The 17036-nt window shown below is 73.0% G+C and carries 16 protein-coding genes; 12 read left to right on the forward strand and 4 right to left on the reverse strand.

Features of this window, described 5'->3' with window-relative positions; translation table 11 throughout:
• The first annotated feature begins 33 nt into the window (after positions 1-33).
• Positions 34-780 (forward strand): ferritin-like fold-containing protein, encoded by a 747-nt coding sequence (locus ABT288_RS18025; protein WP_502972769.1) that lies wholly within the window; start codon positions 34-36, stop codon positions 778-780.
• Positions 781-905: 125 nt separating this feature from the next.
• On the opposite strand, the gene ABT288_RS18030 is transcribed toward ABT288_RS18025, so the two are convergent.
• From ABT288_RS18030 to ABT288_RS18045, 4 genes are all read right to left on the reverse strand, one after another.
• Positions 906-1172 carry a hypothetical protein gene (locus tag ABT288_RS18030; RefSeq protein ID WP_351608365.1) on the reverse strand — a complete coding sequence of 89 codons (267 nt, stop codon included), beginning with the start codon at positions 1170-1172 and terminating at the stop codon, positions 906-908.
• Between the two features lie 221 nt (positions 1173-1393).
• Positions 1394-1621 (reverse strand): DUF3107 domain-containing protein, encoded by a 228-nt coding sequence (locus ABT288_RS18035; RefSeq protein ID WP_351608368.1) that lies wholly within the window; start codon positions 1619-1621, stop codon positions 1394-1396.
• Between the two features lie 134 nt (positions 1622-1755).
• Positions 1756-2397: a TetR/AcrR family transcriptional regulator gene (locus ABT288_RS18040; protein WP_132853227.1), complete on the reverse strand. Its 642-nt coding sequence runs from the start codon at positions 2395-2397 to the stop codon at positions 1756-1758.
• Positions 2398-2554: 157 nt separating this feature from the next.
• Entirely contained in the window at positions 2555-2779 is a 225-nt protein-coding gene (locus ABT288_RS18045; RefSeq protein ID WP_351608370.1) for an Rv3202a family protein, read from the reverse strand.
• 235 nt (positions 2780-3014) lie between these two features.
• Here ABT288_RS18045 and ABT288_RS18050 point away from each other — a divergent pair, with 235 nt between their 5' ends.
• From ABT288_RS18050 to ABT288_RS18100, 11 genes are all read left to right on the forward strand, one after another.
• Positions 3015-3998 (forward strand): alpha/beta fold hydrolase, encoded by a 984-nt coding sequence (locus ABT288_RS18050; RefSeq protein WP_351608372.1) that lies wholly within the window; start codon positions 3015-3017, stop codon positions 3996-3998.
• A gap of 7 nt (positions 3999-4005) precedes the next feature.
• Entirely contained in the window at positions 4006-5700 is a 1695-nt protein-coding gene (locus tag ABT288_RS18055; protein ID WP_351608375.1) for a DUF3152 domain-containing protein, read from the forward strand.
• Positions 5701-5756: 56 nt separating this feature from the next.
• Positions 5757-5852 carry an Ms4533A family Cys-rich leader peptide gene (locus tag ABT288_RS18060; protein WP_351608378.1) on the forward strand — a complete coding sequence of 32 codons (96 nt, stop codon included), beginning with the start codon at positions 5757-5759 and terminating at the stop codon, positions 5850-5852.
• A 156-nt stretch (positions 5853-6008) separates the two neighbouring features.
• Entirely contained in the window at positions 6009-7727 is a 1719-nt protein-coding gene (locus tag ABT288_RS18065) for an ABC transporter substrate-binding protein (RefSeq protein ID WP_351608381.1), read from the forward strand.
• Positions 7728-7731: 4 nt separating this feature from the next.
• Entirely contained in the window at positions 7732-8784 is a 1053-nt protein-coding gene (locus ABT288_RS18070; RefSeq protein ID WP_351608384.1) for an ABC transporter permease, read from the forward strand.
• The gene (locus tag ABT288_RS18075; protein ID WP_351608387.1) at positions 8781-9779 is read left to right on the forward strand and encodes an ABC transporter permease; all 999 of its coding nucleotides are present in this window, start codon (positions 8781-8783) and stop codon (positions 9777-9779) included. The genes ABT288_RS18070 and ABT288_RS18075 overlap by 4 nt, the downstream gene beginning before the upstream one ends.
• Positions 9776-11368, forward strand: a complete 1593-nt coding sequence (locus ABT288_RS18080; RefSeq protein ID WP_351608389.1) for a dipeptide ABC transporter ATP-binding protein — start codon at positions 9776-9778, stop codon at positions 11366-11368. The genes ABT288_RS18075 and ABT288_RS18080 overlap by 4 nt, the downstream gene beginning before the upstream one ends.
• A gap of 201 nt (positions 11369-11569) precedes the next feature.
• Positions 11570-13270 (forward strand): DUF3492 domain-containing protein, encoded by a 1701-nt coding sequence (locus ABT288_RS18085; protein WP_351608392.1) that lies wholly within the window; start codon positions 11570-11572, stop codon positions 13268-13270.
• 353 nt (positions 13271-13623) lie between these two features.
• Positions 13624-15003 carry a hypothetical protein gene (locus ABT288_RS18090; RefSeq protein WP_351608445.1) on the forward strand — a complete coding sequence of 460 codons (1380 nt, stop codon included), beginning with the start codon at positions 13624-13626 and terminating at the stop codon, positions 15001-15003.
• A gap of 334 nt (positions 15004-15337) precedes the next feature.
• Positions 15338-16297 (forward strand): NAD-dependent epimerase/dehydratase family protein, encoded by a 960-nt coding sequence (locus ABT288_RS18095; RefSeq protein ID WP_351608395.1) that lies wholly within the window; start codon positions 15338-15340, stop codon positions 16295-16297.
• Positions 16285-17034: a spherulation-specific family 4 protein gene (locus ABT288_RS18100; protein WP_351608398.1), complete on the forward strand. Its 750-nt coding sequence runs from the start codon at positions 16285-16287 to the stop codon at positions 17032-17034. Before ABT288_RS18095 ends, ABT288_RS18100 begins: the two co-directional genes overlap by 13 nt.
• Positions 17035-17036: the final 2 nt, after the last annotated feature.

The raw sequence follows: 17036 nt of genomic DNA on the forward strand, positions 1-17036 counted from the left end.
CCGACACCACGCAAGCGGGCTATTGTGCGCCTCATGACTAGCTCTGACAAGCCTGAGAACGCGTCCGCCGCCTCCGTCGAGTCCACCGGTGTCGCCGCCCAGGACTGGGCGCAGGCCGCCGTCGACCCGCAGTACCGCGCCGCCGTCGTGGACCTGCTCGGCGCGCTCGCGTACGGGGAGCTTGCGGCGTTCGAGCGGCTCGCCGAGGACGCGAAGCTCGCGCCGACCCTCGCGGACAAGGCGGAGCTGGCGAAGATGGCCTCGGCCGAGTTCCACCACTTCGAGCGGCTGCGGGACCGGCTGACCGAGATCGGCGAGGAGCCGACGGCCGCCATGGACCCGTTCGTCGCCGCGCTCGACGGCTTCCACAAGCAGACCGCTCCCTCGGACTGGCTGGAGGGTCTGGTCAAGGCGTACGTCGGCGACTCGATCGCGAGCGACTTCTACCGGGAGGTCGCCGCCCGTCTGGATTCGGACACGCGTGAGCTCGTCCTCGCCGTCCTCGACGACACCGGGCACGCCGGGTTCGCGGTGGAGAAGGTGCGGGCCGCCATCGACGCCGACCCGCGCGTGGGCGGCCGGCTCGCGCTGTGGGCGCGGCGGCTGATGGGCGAGGCGCTGTCGCAGTCCCAGCGGGTGGTCGCCGACCGGGACGCGCTGTCCACGATGCTCGTGGGCGGGGTTGCCGACGGGTTCGACCTCGCGGAGGTCGGGAGGATGTTCTCGCGGATCACCGAGGCGCACACCAAGCGGATGGCTGCGCTGGGCCTCGCGGCCTGAGAGCCGGTGCGCTCCGTGGGGCGGGTGCCGTTGTTTCGCGGCTGCCGGGGCGCGTGGGGGCTGGTCGCGCAGTTCCCCGCGCCCCCAGGGTGTTGCTGCTCGCCCCGTCCGTGAAGGCGCCGTTGCTACGCCGTCGCTGATCGGCGCAACCTGCCTGCCGGGCGGATGAGCAGGGACAGGGACGCCGCCGAGATGATCGCGGCGCCCAGGAGGCTCAGCCAGGCCCCGCCGGGGCCGAGGGCGGTGTGGGTGACGAAGTCGCCGAAGAGGGCCCCGGCGATGCCTGTCGAGATGACCAGCGGGCGGGCCGGCAGGCGGTGGGGCAGGCGGTACGCCGCGATCAGGGCGAGGGCCAGACCGAGCACTGCGGATGCGAGTGCTTCCAGGATCATGTCGGGGTCCCTCCCATGGCCGGTCCGCCTTGAACGGTCGTAGCCCGTCATACCCGTGACCTGCGGAGTGCAATCCTCCGCTGTGGAGGAGTTGTGCTCCAACTGTGTGCCCGGACCATGCGGAAGGCCGCGGGCGCGGCACCAGCGGAAGGCCGCGGGTGCCGCACCATGCGAAAGGGCCCGGCGGCACACGGCCGCCGGGCCCTTCTCACGACGTCGGCCTACAGCGCGCCGAACCCCACCTTGCGCACGGTCGGCTCGCCGATCTCCACGTACGCCAGGCGGTCCGTCGGCACCAGGACCTTGCGGCCCTTCTCGTCCTCAAGGGTCAGCAGCTGCGTCTTGCCGGACAGCGCCTCGGACACCAGGCGCTCGACCTCCTCGACGCTCTGGCCGCTCTCCAGAACGATCTCGCGAGGCGCGTACTGCACGCCGATCTTGACCTCCACGGCTATGTCCCTCCGACGGTCAGTGATGTGCGCGATCTTCCGCGCCGTACCCAGCACACATTAGTCCGGTGAGGGGACCCGCACGCTGCGGGACGGAACGCCGTCAGCGAACAGCGTGCGGGAACAAACGGCCGTCAGTGGTGTTCGGTGCCGTGCAGCGGGAAGCCGGCGATGCCCCGCCAGGCCAGTGAGGTCAGCAGCTGCACCGCCTGGTCGCGCGGCACGCTGCGGTCGCTGTGCAGCCAGGAGCGGGCCACCACCTGGGCGAGACCGCCGAGTCCGGAGGCGAGCAGCATCGACTCCGCGCGCGACAGGCCCGTGTCCTCGGCGATGACGTCGCAGATCGCCTCGGCGCAGTCGTTGGTGACCTTGTCGACGCGCTCGCGGACCGCGGGCTCGTTCGTCAGGTCCGACTCGAAGACCAGCCGGAAGGCGCCACCGTCGTCCTCGACGTAGGCGAAATAGGCGTCCATGGTCGCCCGGACGCGCTGCTTGTTGTCGGTCGTCGACGCCAGCGCGTTGCGCACGGACTGGATCAACGACTCGCAGTGCTGGTCCAGCAGCGCGAGGTAGAGGTCGAGCTTGCCGGGAAAGTGCTGGTAGAGCACCGGCTTGCTCACGCCGGCCCGCTCGGCGATGTCGTCCATCGCCGCCGCGTGGTACCCCTGCGCGACGAAAACCTCCTGGGCAGCGCCCAGCAGCTGGTTCCGTCGGGCTCGGCGTGGCAGGCGAGTGCCACGCGGGCGTGCTGCCTCAGTTTGCTCGATGGCTGTCACGCCGCCTCCCAAAGTCGTCCAAATCGCGGTGTCGGCCGCGCGGCCATCGTACTTTTCGGTAACCGTGGTGTGCGCGGTGCGAGCGCAGAATTTCACGTACCGGACGGCGACGAAAGCCGCAGCCGGCTCCGCGCACGGCCGCGGGAGTCCGGCGAGGTCAGCGGTAGTCGTCCTCGTCGAGCGAAACCACACGCGCCTGTTCGATCAGATCGGCCTCGTTCGCACGGTCCGCATGGACGCCCGTCAGGGGGTCGTCACGGTCGGGCCTGACATCGGTGTGCTGCTCGGCGGCGTCCACCTCGGGGGCTTCGACGTCGATCTCCGGGGCCGTCTCGGCCTCCAGATCCTCGATCGTGTCGGGCTCGGTGGGGTCATGGGCCATGGTGGGCTCCCTTCCTACGAACGTCCCTGGTGAACAGCAGGGGCAACATACGGGTGCCCTGTGTACGAGCCTAGGAGACGGCAGAACCGGACGCCATGCCGTCGCGCCTGTTCGTAGCGGGCCGGTACGCTCCGGGTTCACCCGCCGGTTCCGGTGCAAACGTCTCTGTGACGGATGCGCTGGTTGTGACGGCGAACACATGAACCACGACGTGATCACCTCGTAACATTGCCGCATGTCTTCGACCGAGTCGCCGTCCGTGCCGGCCGCCAGTGTGCTTCCGCGGGTGGCGCCCGTCCGGGTCGGTGAGGGCGAGCGGCTGCGGTCCGTGGGGCTGCCCGGAGTCACCCTGTCGATCCGTTCCCGCCCTCCCGCGCGCGAGGGCCTGCCGCCCGCGCTGTACGTCCACGGGCTCGGCGGATCCTCGCAGAACTGGTCGGCGCTGATGGCCGAGCTGGACGGCGTGGTCGACGGCGAGGCGGTCGACCTTCCGGGCTTCGGCGACTCCCCGCCCCCGGACGACGGGAACTACTCCGTCACCGGGCACGCGCGTGCGGTGATCCGCTATCTCGACGCGGCCGGGCGCGGCCCGGTCCACCTGTTCGGCAACTCCCTCGGCGGCGCGGTCGCCACGCGCGTGGCGGCTGTACGCCCCGACCTCGTCCGCACGCTCACACTCGTGTCGCCGGCCCTGCCGGAGCTGCGCATCCAGCGCACCGCGGCGCCGACCGCGCTGCTCGGCGTGCCCGGCGTCGCCGCCCTGTTCACCCGGTTCACCAGGGGGTGGACGGCCGAGCAGCGGGTGCGCGGTGTCCTGGCGCTCTGCTACGGCGACCCCGGGCGGGTGTCGCCCGAGGCGTTCCAGCACGCCGTGGAGGAACTGGAGCGGCGGCTGCAGCTGCCGTACTTCTGGGACGCGATGGCCCGCTCCGCGCGCGGGATCGTCAACGCCTACACGCTCGGCGGACAGCACGGGCTGTGGCGCCAGGCCGAGCGTGTGCTCGCGCCGACCCTGCTGATCTACGGCGGCCGCGACCAGCTGGTCGGCTTCCGCATGGCCGGCCGGGCCGCCCGCGCCTTCCGCGACTCGCGCCTGCTGTCCCTGCCGGACGCGGGGCACGTGGCGATGATGGAGTACCCGGGCGTGGTGGCCACGGCCTTCCGGGAACTCCTCGCGGAGACCGGGGACGCCGGCACCGACTCGGGCACGGGGAGCTGAGGCCGGCGTGGGACGTCACAGCCGCCGCGGCCCGTCTCCGAAGGGCGACTCCGCGGACATACCCGCCGCCAGGCGGAAGGGCGGCGCCCGGGACGGGCAGCCGCTCCTGCCCGGCCGGCGACAGGCACCGACGGACGGGGCCGGCACCAGTGCCGATGCCGCAACCGCAACCGGATACCCGCCGCGCGGCCCGCAAGAACCACCGACGTTCCCGCAGGACCACGCGCCACGTTTCGGGGAGGGGACTCCGGCCCAGGGTGTGCCGCGTTTCGGGGAGGGGGCTCCGGTGCGGGGTGTGCCTCGTCCGCCTGACGGCACGCCCGCGCAGGGTGTTCCGAGGTTCGCGGACGGCACGCCGGGCCGGGGTGTGCCGCGTTTCGGGGAGGGGACTCCGGCGCGCGGCGTCCCCCGCCTCCCTCATGGCGCTCCCGCGCGCGGTGTCCCGGGCTTTCCGGAGGGCACTCCCGCGCACGGCGTCCCGAGGCTTCCCGACGGCACCCCGGCACACGGCGTCCCCCGTCTGCCCGACGGCACGCCCGCGCACGGCGTCCCCCGTCTTCGTGAGGGCGCTCCCACGCGTGGTGGGCATCCCGAGCAGCGGGAAACCGGCGGGGGCTGGGGCCGGTTCGCGGGGGCGGCCGGTCCCGGTGTGGTGCTTCCGCGGCAGCGGTCGGCCGGGCCGGGGCCCGGCTCCGGGCCCCGGCAGGAGTACCTCGACGCCTTCGCCGACGGGCGCGTCCGCGGCGTCGGCCTCGACGACGACATCGACGACGACGTCTTCACGCCCCGCACGGGGACGCCCCGCCCCGCCGTGGAACACCCGGCCGACGCGCCGGAGGCGGACGCCGATGACGCAACCCCGGCCGGCCCGCCCGCCGAGCGCCCCGCCGGCCTGCCCGCGCAGCGCACCGGCGGCAAGGGACGGGCCTTCACCGGAATCGCGGCGGCCGCCGTCACCACCGTGCTCGCGGTGGTCGTCGCCGGCCAGGTGACCGGGTCGCACCACGACGGCGGCGCAGAGTCGAACTCCGCCACCGACCAGGCCCGGGACGCACGCACCCCCGGCGGTGCGACCCCGTCCGCCTCGCCCGGCACGGCCACGCTGTCGTACGAGCAGAAGATGGACCGGAAGTACCCGCTCAGCTCCACGCTGAAGGGCTCGGGGAAGTTCGACTCCGTGCCCGGTTTCGCCAAGGCGCCCGGCACCGGGCAGAAGTACACCTACCGCGTGGACGTCGAGCAGGGACTCGGCCTGGACGGCGAGCTGTTCGCCGAGGCCGTGCAGAAGACCCTGAACGACGACCGCAGTTGGGCCCACGCCGGCGCCCGCACCTTCGAGCGGATCTCCTCCGGCAAGCCCGACTTCGTGATCACGCTGGCGAGCCCCGGTACGACCGCCGAGTGGTGCGCCAAGTCAGGGCTCGACACCACCGAGGACAATGTCTCCTGCGACTCGGCTGCCACCGAACGAGTGATGATCAATGCCTACAGGTGGGCCCAGGGCAGCACGACATATGGCGACAAGATGTACGCCTACCGGCAGATGTTGATCAATCATGAGGTCGGTCACCGGCTCGGCCACGGCCATGTGACGTGTCAGAAGGACGGCGAACTCGCCCCCGTCATGCAGCAGCAGACCAAGTTCCTCGACCATGACGGAATCCACTGTCTGCCCAACCCCTGGCCTTATCCCAGGAGTTGACGGATACCACTTATGTCACATTGACATGCGGCGCGAGTTCGTTCATATTCCTGTGCATGTGGTCTAGTCATGCCGCCTCCGACAGCGCAGCCATCGAGCTGGCGCTCATCGGCGTGACCGCACTCTGCGTGGCCGACGTCCACTGTCGCTGACGCCGCCTCCCTGGCGTTCGCGTCGCGACCCTTTTCTCCCTTTTGTGTCCGTGAGTGAGTCACGGATTTTCGACGACCGACGCCGGGGCTGACGTCTGCCCGCAATCGTCTCACCCCTTGTCTGTAAGTCTCAGTATTCGAGAGGTCGTCATTCCGATGCGTCAACCGTCCGTCATAGCGCGCCGCGTGGCAGCGGCATCCGTCAGCCTGGTCGTGGCAGCGGGCGCCGCCGCCTGCGGCCCGAAGGACAACGGTGCCAAGGGCTCCGGTGGCGACTCCACGCCCCGCAGGGGCGGCACCCTCACGGTGCTGAACTCCCAGCCGCAGACCGACTTCGACCCGGCCCGCCTCTACACCTCCGGCGGCGGAAACGTCCCTTCGCTGGTCTTCCGCACCCTCACCACGCGCAACCGCGCGAACGGCGCGGCCGGCGCCAAGGTCGTCCCCGACCTCGCCACCGACACCGGGCGCCCCAGCAAGAACGCGACCGTGTGGACGTACACCCTGAAGGCGGGACTCAAGTACGAGGACGGCACCCCGATCACCGCGGCCGACATCAAGTACGGCATCGAGCGCTCCTTCGCCCCCGAACTCTCCGGCGGCGCACCCTACTTGCGGGACTGGCTGGTCGGTGCGGCCGACTACCAGGGGCCCTACAAGGACAAGAAGGGGCTCTCGGCGATCGAGACGCCGGACGCGCGGACCATCGTCTTCCATCTGAACAAGCCCGAGGGCGAGTTCCCGTTCCTCGCCACGCAGACGCAGTTCACCCCGGTGCCCAGGAGCAAGGACAACGGCACCAAGTACGAGGAGCACCCGATCTCGTCCGGCCCCTACAAGGTCGTCAGGAACGAGAACGACGGTGAGCACCTGGTCCTGGAGCGCAACACGTACTGGTCGGCGGCCGTCGACGACCAGCGCAAGGCCTACCCGGACACCATCGACGTCCGCTCCGGCCTCGACTCCCCGGTGATCAACCAGCGGCTGTCCGCGTCCCAGGGTGTGGACGCCGCCGCGGTCACCACGGACACCAACCTCGGCCCGGCCGAGCTCGCCAAGGTCAGCGGCGACAGGGAACTGGCCGCGCGCGTGGGCACCGGCCACTTCGGCTACACGAACTACATCGCGTTCAACCCGACCGTGAAGCCGTTCGACAACCCGAAGGTGCGGCAGGCGATCGCCTACGCCGTCGACCGCTCCTCGGTGGTCAACGCGGCCGGCGGCAGCGCGCTGGCCGAGTCCGCCACCACCTTCCTGCCCGACCAGAAGTCCTTCGGCCACACGCCGTACGACCCGTTCCCGGCCGGTGCGTCCGGCAATCCGGCCAAGGCCAGGGAACTGCTCGCCCAGGCCGGTTACAAGAGCGGTCTCACGGTGACGCTGACCCATTCCAACGCCAAGGATTTCGAGACCAGCCCCGAGATCGCGACCGCCGTCCAGGACGCGCTCAAGAAGGCCGGCATCACGGTCAGGCTGCAGGGCCTGGAGGACAACGACTACCGGGACAAGATCCACAGCGTGAAGACCGAGCCCGGTTTCTTCCTCGCGCACTGGGGTGCCGACTGGCCCTCCGGCGGTCCGTTCCTCGCGCCGATCTTCGACGGCCGGCAGATCGTCAAGGACGGCGCGAACTTCAACACGGGCCTGCTCAATGACAAGTCGGTCAATGACGAGATTGACGCGATCAACAAGTTGACCGACCTTGACGCGGCCGCCGAGCGGTGGGGCGCACTGGACAAGAAGATCGGCGAGAAGGCCCTCGTCGTGCCGCTGTTCCACCCGGTCTACAAGCGTCTGTACGGCAAGGACGTCAAGAACATCGTCATCAGCGACTGGACCGGCGTGCTGGACATCTCCCAGGTCGCGGTGAAGTAGCGCCGTGAGCGAGGCACTCGTCGCCGTCGGGGCCGCCGGGACGGACGCTTCCGTCCCGGCGGCTTCGGGGGCCCGTCAGTTCTGGCGGCGGCTGCGCGCGCAGCGCGCCGCCCTGGTCGCCGCGGCCGTCGTCGCGCTGCTCGTCCTGGTCGCGCTCGCCGCGCCGCTGCTCACCGCCCTGGAGGGCCAGGACCCCACCACCTACCACCCGTCCCTGGTCGACTCCGCGCGCGGGGGCGTGCCCATCGGCTCCCTCGGCGGCATCGGCGCCGACCACTGGCTGGGCGTCGAACCGCAGACCGGCCGCGACCTGTTCGCCCGCCTGGTGTACGGGGCGCGGGTGTCGCTGGGCGTCGCGCTGGCGGCCACGGTGGTGCAGGTCGCCATCGGTGTCGCGGTCGGCGTGGGATCCGCGCTCGGCAACCGATGGGTTGATCAACTGTTGAGCCGTGCCACGGACATCATCGTCTCGATGCCGCTCATGATCATGTCGTTGGCACTGCTGGCCATCGTGCCGTCCAGTTTCCCGCGGCCGGTCCTGGTCACCCTGGTCATCGGCCTGATCGCCTGGGGCAACATCGCGAAGATCGTGCGGGCCCAGACCCTCTCGCTCAAGGGGCTCGACCACGTCTCCGCGGCCCGGCTGAGCGGCTGGGGCACCTGGCACGTCGCCCGCCGCGAACTGCTGCCCGGCCTCGCCGCGCCCGTCATCACCTACGCCGCCCTGCTGGTGCCCACGAACATCTCCGTCGAGGCGGCGCTGTCCTTCCTCGGCGTCGGCGTGAAGCCGCCCACCCCGTCCTGGGGACAGATGCTGACCGCCGCGGACGTCTGGTACCAGGCCGCGCCCCAGTACCTGCTGCTGCCGGCCGGCGCCCTGTTCGTCACCGTCCTCGCCCTCACCGTCCTCGGCGACGGCGTGCGCACCGCCCTCGACCCGCGCGCCGCCTCCCGCCTGCGCGTCGGCACGGGCCGCAAAGACGCCAAGGTCGTCGAGGACGTCGAGGACGCCAAGGGCGTCGAGGGCGCCATGAGTGACAAGGAGGCAACCGCATGAGCGGCCTCGGCGGATTTCTGCTGCGCCGTGCCCTGGGCGTGGTGGTCACCCTGCTCGCCATCTCGGTGATCGTCTACGTCGTCTTCTACGTCACTCCCGGCAACGTCGCCCAGATCACCTGCGGCCCGCGCTGCTCACCGGAACAGGTGCACCAGGTCGCCGCGCAGCTGAAGCTCGGCGACCCCCTCTACCTGCGCTACTGGCACTTCCTGCAGGGCCTGTTCGTCGGCCAGGACTTCTCCACGGGCACCGCGGTCGAGCACTGCGCCGCGCCCTGCCTGGGGCAGTCGTACCAGACCGACCAGCAGGTCCTGGACATCATCCTGACCAAGCTGCCGGTCAGCCTGTCGCTGGTCCTCGGCGCCATGGTGCTGTGGCTCCTCCTCGGGGTCGGCACCGGTGTGCTGTCCGCGTGGCGACGCGGCCGGATCTCCGAGCGCGTGCTGACCGCGATCACCCTCGCGGGCACGGCCACGCCCGTCTTCGTCATCGGCCTGGTGCTGATGATCGTCGTCTGCGGCGAACTGCAGCTGCTGCCCTTCCCGCAGTACGTGAACTTCTCCGACGACCCCGAGCAATGGGCCTGGAACCTGCTGCTGCCCTGGCTCTCGCTCGCCCTGATCGAGGCGGCGTCCTTCGCCCGCCTCACCCGCGCCGCCATGCTGGAGACCCTTGCCGAGGACCACATCCGCACCTTCCGGGCGTACGGCGTCGCGGAGCGCGCGATCGTCGGCCGGCACGCCCTGCGCGGCGCCCTGGCGCCCGTGATCGCGCTGAACGCCAACAACGTCGGCTCGGCCGTCGGCGGTGCCGTCCTCACCGAGACCCTCTTCGGGCTGCCCGGCATCGGCCAGGAACTGGTGCACGCGGTGAACGTCGTCGACCTGCCGGTGGTCGTCGGCATGGTCCTGGTCATCGGATTCTTCGTGGTCCTCGCCAACGCCGTCGCGGACGTCCTGTACGCGGTGGCCGACCGACGGGTGGTGCTCCGATGAGCCTGGTGGAAGTCACGGACCTGACCGTCGAGTTCGGCCCGCTGCGGGCCGTGGACGGAATCTCCTTCAGCCTCGCGAAGGGCGCCGCGCTGGCCCTGGTCGGCGAGTCCGGTTCCGGCAAGTCCACGGTCGCCGGCGCCCTGCTGGGCCTGCACCGCGGCACCGGAGCCCGGGTCACCGGCCAGGTCCGCGTCGCCGGCACGGAGGTACAGGCGGCCCCGGAGGAGGAGTTGCGGCGGCTGCGCGGCGCCAAGGCCGCCATGGTCTTCCAGGACCCGCTGTCCTCGCTGGACCCCTACTACGCGATCGGCGACCAGATCGCCGAGGTCCACCGCGTGCACGCGCGCGTGTCGCGCCGCAGCGCACGCGCGCGTGCCGTGCAGGTGCTGGAGCGGGTTGGAATTCCGGACGCGGCACGGCGGTCCCGGTCCCGCCCGCACGAGTTCAGCGGCGGCATGCGCCAGCGCGCCCTCATCGCCATGGCCCTCGCCTGCGAGCCGGACCTGCTGATCGCCGACGAGCCGACCACCGCCCTCGACGTCACCGTCCAGGCCCAGATCCTCGACCTGCTGCACACGCTGCGCGAGGAGACCGGCATGGGCCTGCTGCTCGTCACCCATGACGTGGGCGTCGCCGCCGAGAGCGTGGACGACATCCTCGTCATGCGGCACGGCAGGGTCGTCGAGCACGGCCCGGTCGGCACGGTCCTCGCGGCGCCCGCCGAGGCGTACACCCGGGAACTCCTCGACGCCGTCCCGCGCGTGGACGCCCGCCGCACCGCCTCCGCGGCCTCCGACGAGGTCGTGCTGGAGGCCACCGGGCTGCGGCGCGAGTTCGGGCGTGGCAGGCGGGCGTTCGCGGCCGTGGACGACGTCTCGCTGACCGTCCGCCGCGGCGAGACGCTCGGCGTGGTCGGCGAGAGCGGCAGCGGCAAGACGACACTCGGCCGCATGCTGGTCGGGCTGCTGCAGCCGACCGCCGGCGCGATCCGCTACGAGGACCGCCCGCACACCGGCGTGAACCCGGCCGTCCAGATGGTCTTCCAGGACCCCGTCTCCTCCCTCAACCCGCGCCGCAGCGTGGGCGAGTCCATCGCCGACCCGCTCCGCGCGCGTGGCGACCACGACGAGGAGCGCATCAGGGGGCGTGTGACGGAGTTGCTGGAGCGCGTGGGGCTCGAAAGGGCGCACTTCGACCGCTACCCGCACGAGTTCAGCGGCGGTCAGCGCCAGCGCATCGGCATCGCCCGGGCGCTCGCCGCCGATCCGCGCGTCATCGTCTGCGACGAGCCGGTCTCCGCGCTCGACGTCACCACACAGGCCCAGGTGGTCGAGCTGCTCGGCGAGCTCCAGCGGGAACTCGGCCTCGCGCTGGTCTTCATCGCCCACGACCTCGCCGTCGTACGGCAGGTCAGCGACCGGGTCGCGGTGATGCGCCGGGGCCGGGTCGTCGAGTACGGGCCGGCCGACGAGGTGTACGACAGCCCGCGCGAGCCGTACACCAGGGAGCTCCTGGCCGCCGTACCTGCACTCGACCCGGAACTGGCGGCACGGCGGCGCGCGGCGCGACACGAACCGGCCGTGGCGTAACGTTTCGTGCATGGTTGATCGCCGTGTGATGCCTTAGCGCGGCCGAACGCGACCCGCACGCGAAAGTTACGACCGTTCACCCCTTTTGGTGGCGCGATGGACAACCGTCCGTCGCGCCACCGCCTTGTCCGCTTACGTTCGTCCCGCTGCGAGCCGCCGGACGAACGGCGGCTCACCGGACAGGAGATCGGGGGTGCACGCGTGCGCATCGGACTGCTTACGGAGGGTGGCTATCCGTATGTGAGCGGTGACGCCGGACTCTGGTGCGACCGGCTCGTGCGCGGGCTCGACCAGCACGAGTTCGACATCTACGCGCTCAGCCGCAGCAGGCGCCAGGAGGACGACGGCTGGGTCGCGCTCCCGCCGCAGGTCGGCCGGGTGCGTACGGCACCGCTGTGGACGGCCGAGGATGACGGGGTCGCCTACGGGCGGCGCACGCGCCGGCGCTTCACCGAGTGTTACGGCGAACTGGCCGGAGCGGTGTGCGACGGGACCGGTGCCGCCTCCGAGGGGGCGTCCACCGATCTGGCGGACCGTTTCGGCAGCGCGCTGTACGGACTCGCCGAACTCGCCCGCGAGGAGGGCGGACTGGTCGCCGCCCTGCGCTCGGACGCCGCCGTACGCACCCTCGAACGCGCCTGCCGCGCCCCCGGCGCGCTGCGCACGGCGCGCGAGGCGCGCGTACCCGATCTCCTCACCGTCACCGCGCACCTCGAACGCGCCCTGCGCCCCCTCTCCCTCGACTGGTACGGCGACGACGGCCTCGGCGCGGCCGACCTCAGCCACGCCGCCGCCGGCGGCTCCGCAGCCCTCCCCGGGCTGCTCGCCCGGCACTTCGCCGACGTACCGCTGCTCGTCACCGAGTACGGCGTGCAACTCCGCTCCCACTACCTGGCCCTCGGCCCCGACACCGCCGCCCCGGCCGTACGCGCACTGCTCGCCGCCTTCCACGGCCGGCTCGCCGCCGAGGTCTACCGGCGCGCCGAGATCCTCACCCCGGGCAACGCCCACGCCCGCCGCTGGCAGGAACGGTGCGGGGCCGACCGGGCCCGGATCCGCACGGTCCACCCGGGCATGGACGCCACCCGCTTCGCGGAGGTCGGCGAGGCCCCGGACCGCGCCGACCCCGGCACCCTGGTCTGGGTCGGGCGCGTCGAACCCGCCAAGGACCTGATCTCACTGCTGCACGCCTTCGCCGAGGTCCGCAAGGAGGAGCCCGAGGCGCGCCTCAGGATCGTCGGCACGCCCTCGGGACCCGAGGGCGCCGCCTACCTCGGCCACTGCCGGGCGCTCGCCGCACAGCTCTTCCCGGACGAGGCGGAGGGCGTGCACGCCGTCGGCGACAACCCGGTCTCCTTCGAGGAGATCGGCGGCCCGGAGACCCCCACGCTGCCCGAGGCGTACGCCGCCGGTGCGGTCGCCGTGCTGTCCAGCGTGGTCGAGGGCTTCCCGGTCGGCCTGATCGAGGCCATGTTCTGCGGCCGGGCCACGGTGTCCACCGACGTCGGCGCGGTGGTGGAGGTCATCGGGGGCACGGGACTCGTCGTGCCTCCGCGCAATCCGCGGGCACTCGCCGAGGCGTGCGTGGCGCTGCTGCGCGACCCCGAGCGCCGTGCGCGCCTCGGCGCCGCCGCGCGCGCCCGCGCGCTCGAACTCTTCACCGTCGAGCAGAACGTCGCCGCGTTCCACGGCATTTACCTGCAGATCGTCTCGCACTGCCCGGTCCGCCGGGTCGTCCTCGACGAGGCCGGCGAACCCCTGCCGTTCGCCACCCCCGCCGAGTCCCACATCCCCGGCCGCTGGACCGGCCCCACGGCCCGCGTCCTGCCCCGGACCGTCCCCGGCTGGGCCACGGCCCCACCGGTGCGCGCGACACGACTGGCCGCCGCTGAGGGGGCGTGATGGACACACGGGACGACCGCACGGGCCGAGACCACACCGGGGCGGTGGACGAGTTGAGCGACCGGGACGCGCTACGAGACCTCGGCCCGCTGGGCAGGGGGGCGCCGGCGGGGCTGGGCCACGCGGATTCGGGCGCCGGGGCGCCGGGTGCGCCGGGTGCGCCGGACATGGGGTTGTCGGGTTCGGCTGCCGGGGTGGCGGACGGGGCGGGGAGCTTGGGCTCGGCTGCCGGGGCACCGGAGGCGCTGAGCGGGCTGGGCACCGGCGTGCCGGAGGGAGCCGAGGGCTCCGGTTCGGCCGTCGCGCCGGGGGCTTGTGACGACGGCGGGCGGGTGGCCGGTGCGCCGGGCGGGATGGACCGGCCCGGGATGCCCAGCGCGGCTGAGCCCTGGGACCCGGGGCCGGGGGAGTGGTTCGGGACAGAGCGGGGCCCCGAGGAAGTCCCGTACGGCGCCACCTCGTCGGCGCCGTCCGCCTCCGTCTCCGGTGCGCGAGGCCCCGTCGGCACCGCCGCGCCGGACGGGCGGCCGGGCCGCCTTGGACCGCTCGCCACGGGCGCCGCCACACGGCCGGCGCCGGACAACTCCCGCCCGGGCAACGGGGAGTCGGGCAAACGGCGCGTCGCCGCGCCCCGGCGTGGCGCCGCCGACCCCGTGAAAGCCCTGCTGCACCGGCACCGTGAGCTGTGCGAGCGGGCCGTGGACCCGCTGGAGATCGCCGCCGGGCTGGAGGCGCACGGTGTCACCGACCGGACCGCCGCCCGCTTCCGCCACCGCGATGTCTTCTCGCTCGCCGAGGAGCTGTACGCGCGCGTGCCGCGAGGCGGCGAGCAGGGCCCAGACCCCGAGCCCCTGCCCGTACCCCGCGTGCGCGCCGACTGGATCCTGCTCACCCTCCTGCCGGGCGCTCTCGGCGCGGCCACCGTGGCCGGACTGCGCCTCACCCACGGACACCCCCGCCTCCTGGCCGCCGCCGTCGGCATCCTCGCCGTGGCCCTCGCCACGCGCGCCGCGCTGCGCCGCGGCCCCCTCGCCAGTCCGCCCGGCACGCACGCGTGGCGCACGGCGTACGGCACGCGTGCGTGGACCCTGTGGCTGCTCGGGTACGCCCTCCTCGGCGACGGCCTCCTCCACGCCGTCGCGACCGGTGGCCCCGATGCCCTGCCGACCGGCATCCCGGACGGCCCTTGGCCCACGGCCGTCGCCCCCGCCCTGGCCCTGATCCTGGCCTGTGCCCCGGCGGCCTGGTGCGCCCACCTGCTCAGCGCGGGCGCCCGCCGCAGGCTCGCCGGCAGCCGGGGTCTGGAGGACTTCACAGCCGCCGCCAAGCCGTTGCTGTTCGGCACGTTCGCCCTGTTCCTGGGCGCGCTCACCGCCCTGCTCCTGGTGTGCGGCACCGTCCTGCACGGACCCGTGGCCTACCCGCAGACCCTCGCCCTGGGCGCCCTGCTGCTGCTCGCCCGCCTGCTCACCGTCCACGGCCACCGGCACGCCCCGGCCGTGGTGCTCGGTGCCGCGGCGGCCACGGAGGCGGTGGCCCTCGCCCTGCCGCTGGCCGGAAGGCTGCCGGGCTGTGCCGTCCTGACGGCCCCCGTACGCACGCTGCTGGACGCCTGGGGCGAGGCCGCCGTCCCGGCCCTCGCCTGCGGCACGGCCGCGCTGGCCCTGCTGTTCCACGCCGGCCGCACCCTCACCCAGGCCTCGGCGCACGCGCCCACCGGAGCCCCCGACTGAATCTTCCGCCACCGGCCCGAACCGCCGCCGGAGGCGACCGCACCACGCCTTTTGAAGGAGAAAGCCAGATGACCACCTCCCGACCCGGAGCGTCCGGAGACCCCGGAGCCGCCGGCGCGTCCGCAGCAGTCGCAGCCGCAGGCGCACAATCCGCCGGGACCGCCGGAGCCGGAGTCCGGGAAACCACCGGATCCGCCGGCACCGCGGGAGAGAGCGGACCCGCCGCCCCCTCCCGGCCCACGGAACCCCTCGGCGCCGCCGGTCACATGGGCCCTGCCGGTCATCACCTCGGCCCCGCCCGTCAGGCCGGCGCCCGCACCCAGGGAGCCGTCCGATGAGGGTTCTGCTGATCGGAGCCAACGGATACATCGGCCGCTTCGTCGCCGACCGCCTGCTCGCCGACCCGGCCGTACAGCTCACCGCGCTCGGCCGCGGCGACGACGCCGACGTCCGTTTCGACCTCGCCACGGGCAGCCCCGGCGCCCTCACCCGCTTCCTCGACGCGGTCCACCCCGGGGTCGTCGTCAACTGCGCCGGCGCCATCCGCGGCGGTGCCCGCGAACTGACCCGGCACAACACCGTGGCCGTCGCCACCGTCTGCGAGGCCCTGCGCCGCAGCGGCTGCGGGGCCCGGCTGGTGCAGATCGGCTGCAGCTCCGAGTACGGGCCGAGCCAGCCCGGCTCCTCGACCGCCGAGGACGCCGTACCGCGCCCCGGCGGCCCGTACGGCGTGAGCAAGCTCGCCGCGACCGAGCTGGTCCTCGGCTCCGGACTGGACGCCGTCGTACTGCGGATCTTCTCCCCGGCCGGCCCCGGCACCCCGGCCGGCTCCCCGCTGGGCCGGCTCGCCGAGGCCATGCGGCGCGCCATGCAGTCCGGCGACGGTGAGCTCAAACTCGGCGGCCTCGGCGTGCAGCGCGACTTCGTCGACGTACGCGACGTCGCCCGCGCCGTGCACGCCGCCTCGCTCTCCGCCGCGCAGGGCGTCATCAACATCGGCTCCGGCCGCGCCGTCCGCCTCCGCGACGCCGCCGCCGTCCTCGCGCGCGTGGCCGGATACGGCGGCGCCCTGCACGAACTCGACGCCCCGCCCGGCCCGCTGCGCAGCGCCATCGGCCACCCCCGCGCCGACTCCGACCACGCGGCCCCGATGGCGTACCCGTACCCGGACGGCTGCGGCAGCTGGCAGCAGGCCGACGTGCGCACCGCGCGCGACCGGCTCGGCTGGCGGCCCCGCATCAACCTCGAAGAATCCCTGGCCGACATCTGGATGGAGGCGGCATGCCGCATCTGACCAGCACCACAGCAGGCGCCACGAGCACCGGCCTGCGCACCGCCATCGGCGTCCCCGGCTACGCCCACCCCCTCGTCGCTCCCGCCCAGTGGGCCGAGCTCGCCCGCCCGGGCACCCCGCTGGACTGGGTGGTCCTGAACGTGGCCGCCGGCCCCGGCACCCGCCCGGACCCGCACTGCCTGGAGGCCGCGGGCCGGCTGCGGCGAGCGGGCGTCCGGGTCCTCGGCCACCTGGACCTCGCCCACGGCACCCGCGCCTTCGCCGACCTGCTCTCCGACGCCCACCGCCACCTCGACTGGTACCGCGTCGACGGCTTCCTGCTGGACCGCTGCCCCACCGACCGCACCGCGCTCCCCGAAGTCCGCCGCGCGGTCACCACGCTCCGGACGATCAGTGACACCGCCCACATCGTCCTCGGCCACGGCAGCCATCCGCACCCCGGGTACGCGGAGAACGCCGATCAACTGGTGACCTTCTCCGGCCCCTGGTCCGACTACCGCTGGTCGCAGGTCGCCGAGTGGACCGCCGACTACCCGCCGGACCGCTTCTGCCACTTCGTGCACAGCGTGCCCCGCGGCCATCTGGAGGAGGCACTGCGTATCGCGCGCTGGCAGGGAGCGGCGACGATCTACTTCACCGACCGCACGGACCGAGGCGGCCGCAGCGACCCCTGGGAGACCATGCCCGGCTACTGGGACGAAATCGTCTCGCGCATCGGAACGGGTGTCTCGGAATGAAG

It is taken from the genome of Streptomyces sp. NPDC001093 (genome assembly GCF_040298985.1).
In the GTDB taxonomy this organism is placed as follows: domain Bacteria; phylum Actinomycetota; class Actinomycetes; order Streptomycetales; family Streptomycetaceae; genus Streptomyces.

What these genes read in the sequence shown, in the direction of transcription:
- ABT288_RS18095 (WP_351608395.1), top strand. Translation starts at nt 15,338, where the DNA reads ATGAGGGTTCTGCTGATCGGAGCCAACGGATACATCGGCCGCTTCGTC.
- ABT288_RS18060 (WP_351608378.1), top strand. Translation starts at nt 5,757, where the DNA reads ATGTGGTCTAGTCATGCCGCCTCCGACAGCGCAGCCATCGAGCTGGCG.
- ABT288_RS18030 (WP_351608365.1), bottom strand. Translation starts at nt 1,172, where the DNA reads ATGATCCTGGAAGCACTCGCATCCGCAGTGCTCGGTCTGGCCCTCGCC.
- ABT288_RS18045 (WP_351608370.1), bottom strand. Translation starts at nt 2,779, where the DNA reads ATGGCCCATGACCCCACCGAGCCCGACACGATCGAGGATCTGGAGGCC.
- ABT288_RS18065 (WP_351608381.1), top strand. Translation starts at nt 6,009, where the DNA reads ATGCGTCAACCGTCCGTCATAGCGCGCCGCGTGGCAGCGGCATCCGTC.
- ABT288_RS18075 (WP_351608387.1), top strand. Translation starts at nt 8,781, where the DNA reads ATGAGCGGCCTCGGCGGATTTCTGCTGCGCCGTGCCCTGGGCGTGGTG.
- ABT288_RS18100 (WP_351608398.1), top strand. Translation starts at nt 16,285, where the DNA reads ATGCCGCATCTGACCAGCACCACAGCAGGCGCCACGAGCACCGGCCTG.
- ABT288_RS18080 (WP_351608389.1), top strand. Translation starts at nt 9,776, where the DNA reads ATGAGCCTGGTGGAAGTCACGGACCTGACCGTCGAGTTCGGCCCGCTG.
- ABT288_RS18090 (WP_351608445.1), top strand. Translation starts at nt 13,624, where the DNA reads ATGGACCGGCCCGGGATGCCCAGCGCGGCTGAGCCCTGGGACCCGGGG.
- ABT288_RS18025 (WP_502972769.1), top strand. Translation starts at nt 34, where the DNA reads ATGACTAGCTCTGACAAGCCTGAGAACGCGTCCGCCGCCTCCGTCGAG.
- ABT288_RS18050 (WP_351608372.1), top strand. Translation starts at nt 3,015, where the DNA reads ATGTCTTCGACCGAGTCGCCGTCCGTGCCGGCCGCCAGTGTGCTTCCG.